Source organism: Saccharopolyspora sp., from assembly GCF_017434145.1.
GTDB classification, from domain to species: domain Bacteria; phylum Actinomycetota; class Actinomycetes; order Mycobacteriales; family Pseudonocardiaceae; genus Saccharopolyspora_C; species Saccharopolyspora_C galaxeae.
Map to the genome: position 1 here is coordinate 1 of NZ_JAFRFW010000603.1, position 4,481 is coordinate 4,481.

Consider the following 4,481-nt stretch of genomic DNA (forward strand, 5'->3'; position numbering starts at 1 on the left):
CCGCAACGTCGGCGCGCGCGTCTTGGACGCGGGTGACGGTGCGCGCAGCAGGTAGCCGTCGTCCAGCGGCTCGATCCGCGCCTCGCGGCCGGACAGCAGCAGCGCCCCGTCCGGCCGGTCCAGCTCGACCCGTTCCGGCAGCGCCAGATCACCGGGCTCGGCGGCGATCACGCGGCCGGAGGAACTCAGCAGCGCGGCCGGTTCGCCCTGCAACGCGTGCAACGCGTGCAGGTTCCGCTCCCGCAGCTGCTCGTCGCGGCGCGTCATCCGCTCCCGCAGCTCGCTTTCCACCAGCGTCGCGGCGGCCGATACCAGCGCGGGCAGCGCCGGGTGCATCGTGTGCAACGGGCCGCTGAGGTCGATGGCGCCGAGCAGCCGCCCGGTCTCCGGGTCGTGCACCGGCGACGCCGCGCAGGTCCACGAGTGGTAACGGCGCACCAGGTGTTCGGCGGAGTGGATCTGCACCGGCAGCCCGGTCGCGAGCGTGGTGCCCATCGCGTTGGTGCCGATCGACGACTCCGCCCACCGGGTGCCCTCCGCCAGCCACACCCGGTCGGCGTCGCGGCAGACGTCGCGGTGGCCCTCCCGCCACAGGATGTTCCCGTCCGCGTCGGTGACGATCATGATGTGCGTGGTGCCGTCCGCGGCGTCCAGCAACGTCCGGCGCAGCAGCGGCACGCACTCCGCCAGCGGATGCGCGGCCCGCACGTCGCAGAGCTGGTCGGAGCCGAAGGTGACCGGGGGCTCCCAGCGCTCCGGGTCCACGCTGGCCGCCAGCGACCGCTGCCACGACTCGGACACCACCGCGCGGGGCGCTCGCGGTGCGGGCTGCCCGGAGAGCACGGCGGTGTGCACCCGCCGCAGCAGGTGGGCCCGCTCCAGCGGGTCGGCCGGGGTGTCGTCGGTGTGGTTCATGGCTCCTGTACGCCGCGGGATCTTCACCGGTGGTCCGGTGCGCCGCACCTGCTCGTGGAACCGTCCTCGCGGTCTCGCGCGGGCGGTGCTCGCGGGCTGCTCCGGTGGTGCGCCGTACCACGCCCGTTCGGCTCATCCTGAACGGTGACGATCGTTATGAGCAACCATCCTCACCCCAATGCTGCTCGCCGCGGCAACGCATCTGCAACGTCGCGCTCCGTAGGTTCCCCGCCCGAGACCGCACAACGTCGTACGGGAGGCACCAGATGACCCGCTTCGCAGCGCCGGGCACCGAGGGATCGGTCGTCGAGTACAAGTCGCGCTACGACCACTTCATCGGTGGCGAGTACGTGTCCCCGGCCAAGGGTGGTTACTTCGACAACCCAACGCCGGTCAACGGGCAGGTCTTCACCGAGATCGCCCGCGGCACCGCCGACGACGTGGAACGAGCCGTGGACGCCGCCGAAGGCGCGGCCGCCGCGTGGGGCCGCACCGCGCCCACCGAGCGCGCGGGGACGCTGCTGGCGATCGCCGACCGCATGGAGCAGAACCTGCAGAAGCTCGCGGTCGCCGAGAGCTGGGAGAACGGCAAGCCGGTCCGGGAGTCCCTGGCCGCGGACATCCCGCTGGCGATCGACCACTTCCGCTACTTCGCGGGCGCGCTGCGCGCGCAGGAAGGGTCGCTCTCGCAGATCGACGAGAACACCGTCGCCTACCACTTCCACGAGCCGCTGGGCGTGGTCGGGCAGATCATCCCGTGGAACTTCCCAATCCTGATGGCGGTGTGGAAGATCGCCCCGGCGCTGGCGGGCGGCAACGCGATCGTGCTCAAGCCCGCCGAGCAGACGCCCGCATCGATCCACGTGCTGCTGGAGGTCATCGGGGACCTGCTGCCGCCGGGCGTGCTCAACGTGGTCAACGGTTTCGGCGTCGAAGCGGGCAAACCGCTGGCGTCGAACTCCCGCATCCGCAAGGTCGCCTTCACCGGCGAGACCACCACCGGGCGGCTGATCCTGCAGTACGCCAGCGAGAACATCATCCCGGTGACCGTGGAACTGGGCGGCAAGAGCCCGAACATCTTCTTCGACGACGTCGCCGCGCAGCGCGACGCCTTCTACGACAAGGCGATCGAGGGCTTCACGATGTTCGCGCTCAACCAGGGCGAGGTGTGCACCTGCCCGTCCCGGGCGCTGGTGCAGCGCGGCATCTACCAGGACTTCATCGCCGACGCGGTCGCGCGCACCGAGACCATCAAGCAGGGTCACCCGCTGGACACCGAAACCCAGGTGGGCGCGCAGGCCAGCAACGACCAGCTGGAGAAGATCCTCGCCTACATCGACATCGGCAAGCAGGAAGGCGCCAAGATCCGCACCGGCGGTGAGCGCGTCGACCTCGGCGGGGAGCTGTCCGGCGGCTACTACGTGCAGCCCACGATCTTCGAGGGGCACAACAAGCAGCGGATCTTCCAGGAGGAGATCTTCGGCCCGGTCGTGTCGGTGGCCTCGTTCGACGACTACGACGACGCGCTCAAGACCGCCAACGACACCCTCTACGGCCTCGGCGCGGGCGTGTGGTCGCGGGACGGCAACACCGCCTACAAGGCGGGCCGGGACATCCAGGCGGGCCGGGTGTGGGTGAACAACTACCACGCCTACCCGGCGCACGCGGCCTTCGGCGGCTACAAGCAGTCCGGCATCGGCCGCGAGACGCACAAGATGATGCTCGACCACTACCAGCAGACGAAGAACCTGCTGGTCAGCTACTCGGACAGCGCCCAAGGGCTGTTCTGATGGACGAGCCCGGCCGAGTGGCCGTGACGCCGGAGGCGGCGGAGCTGATCCGCCGCCTCCGCGGCGAGCACGGCCCGGTGATGTTCCACCAGAGCGGCGGCTGCTGCGACGGCAGCGCACCGATGTGCTACCCGCAGGGCGAGTTCCGCACCGGGGTGTCCGACGTGCATCTCGGCGATCTGGCCGTGGACGACGAGGACGGCGCGCCGAATCCGGTCCCGGTGTGGATGTCCGGCCCGCAATACGAGTACTGGCAGCACACCCACCTGACCATCGACGTCGTGCAGGGGCGGGGCAGTGGTTTCTCCCTGGAGGCGCCCGAAGGCGTGCGCTTCCTGATCCGCTCGCGGCTGTTCACCGACGAGGAATGGGCCGCGCTGGGTTCGCGCTGAACCACCCGTTTGCTCGGGTGCGGCCCGCCCGGCCGCACCCGCTCACGGCCACGGGACCTGCGGGGAGCGGGTGAACCCGATGCCTGCCGCCTCCCAGCGCGGTGCTTGCGCGGCCAGCCGCGCCCGGAACGACTCCCAGTCGTGCGTCGCGGCCGGGGACCAGCCGAGTTCGGCGATCGCGGGCAGCCGGGGGAACGCCATCACCTCCAGGTGCGCGGAGTTCTCCAGCGTCTCGGTCCAGATCGGCGCTTCCACGCCGAGCACGGACTCCTCGCCGACGCCCTGCAGGTGCGCGGCCGGGTCCCAGCCGTAGGCGTCGGCGACTTCGACGTAGCCGGCCCAGCTCAGGCCGAGTTCGGTCGACTCGTCGTACTTCATGTCCAGGTACGACCTGTTCGCGGGCGACATGAGGATCTTGCTGCCGCGCGCGGCGGCGGCCGCGACCTCGGCCGCCTCCGGGTCGGCGGGATCGGTTCCCCAGTACTGCACCACCGCCGGATTCTGCGGTGTCGCCTTGGCGTACTCGTGCCAGCCGACGACGGTCTTGCCGTGCGCGCGCACGATCGGCAGCGCGCGGCGCATGAACGCCCGGTACTGCTCATCGGTCGTCGCATCCGCCTCGTCACCGCCGATGTGCAGGTAGGGGCCGGGCGTGAGCGCGGCGATCTCGCCGATCACCTCGTCCAGGAACCGGTACGAGATGTCCTTGTCCACGCACAGCGAGCTGAACCCGACCTCGATGCCGGTGTAGAGCGGCGGCGCCACACCGTCGCAGTTGAGCTCCGCGTAGGACGACAACGCGGCGTTGGTGTGCCCCGGAACGTCGATCTCGGGGACGATCGTGATGTGCCGCGAAGCGGCGTAGCGCACGATCTCGGCGTAGTCCTGCTGCGTGTAGAAGCCGCCGGGGCCGCCGCCGACCTCGGTGCTGCCGCCGTGCTCGGTCAGCCGCGGCCAGGACTCGATCTCGATGCGCCAGCCCTGGTCGTCGCTCAGGTGCAGGTGCAGAAAGTTGATCTTGTAGCGCGCGATCTGGTCGATGTAGCGCTTGACCTGCTCGACGCCGAAGAAGTGCCGCGCCACGTCGAGCATCGCCGCGCGGTGGCCGAACCGGGGCCGGTCGGCGATCGCACCGCCCGGGATCGGCCACGGCCCGGGCTGCGGGCCCGCGCTCTCGATCTGCGGAGGCAACAGCTGCCGCAGCGTCTGCACGCCGTTGAACAGCCCCTCGGGCGTTCCCGCGCGCAACATGATGGTTTCGGCGGTGACTTCGAGGCGGTATCCGGCTTGGCCGAGCCCCGCGTCATCGAGGCGCAGCACGAGATCGCCCCGTTCGCCGATCGGCAAGGCGTAGCCGGTCGCCGGGCGCAGCACACCCGCGAGG

Annotated in this window: 4 protein-coding genes; 2 read left to right on the forward strand and 2 right to left on the reverse strand. The window is 70.7% G+C overall.

Annotated elements, in window-relative coordinates:
• A partial coding sequence (locus IJH84_RS16625) for a GAF domain-containing protein (RefSeq protein WP_295146006.1) occupies window positions 1-915 on the reverse strand: 915 nt, incomplete at its 3' end.
• A 266-nt stretch (window positions 916-1,181) separates the two neighbouring features.
• Here IJH84_RS16625 and IJH84_RS16630 point away from each other — a divergent pair.
• Together IJH84_RS16630 and IJH84_RS16635 are read left to right on the forward strand one after the other, a co-directional pair.
• Window positions 1,182-2,705 (forward strand): aldehyde dehydrogenase family protein, encoded by a 1,524-nt coding sequence (locus IJH84_RS16630; RefSeq protein ID WP_295146008.1) that lies wholly within the window; start codon window positions 1,182-1,184, stop codon window positions 2,703-2,705.
• Window positions 2,705-3,097: a DUF779 domain-containing protein gene (locus tag IJH84_RS16635; protein ID WP_295146010.1), complete on the forward strand. Its 393-nt coding sequence runs from the start codon at window positions 2,705-2,707 to the stop codon at window positions 3,095-3,097. Before IJH84_RS16630 ends, IJH84_RS16635 begins: the two co-directional genes overlap by 1 nt.
• A 42-nt stretch (window positions 3,098-3,139) precedes the next feature.
• On the opposite strand, the gene IJH84_RS16640 is transcribed toward IJH84_RS16635, so the two are convergent.
• Window positions 3,140-4,481 (reverse strand): family 20 glycosylhydrolase (locus IJH84_RS16640; protein ID WP_295146013.1); only part of this gene is annotated, 1,342 nt, incomplete at its 5' end.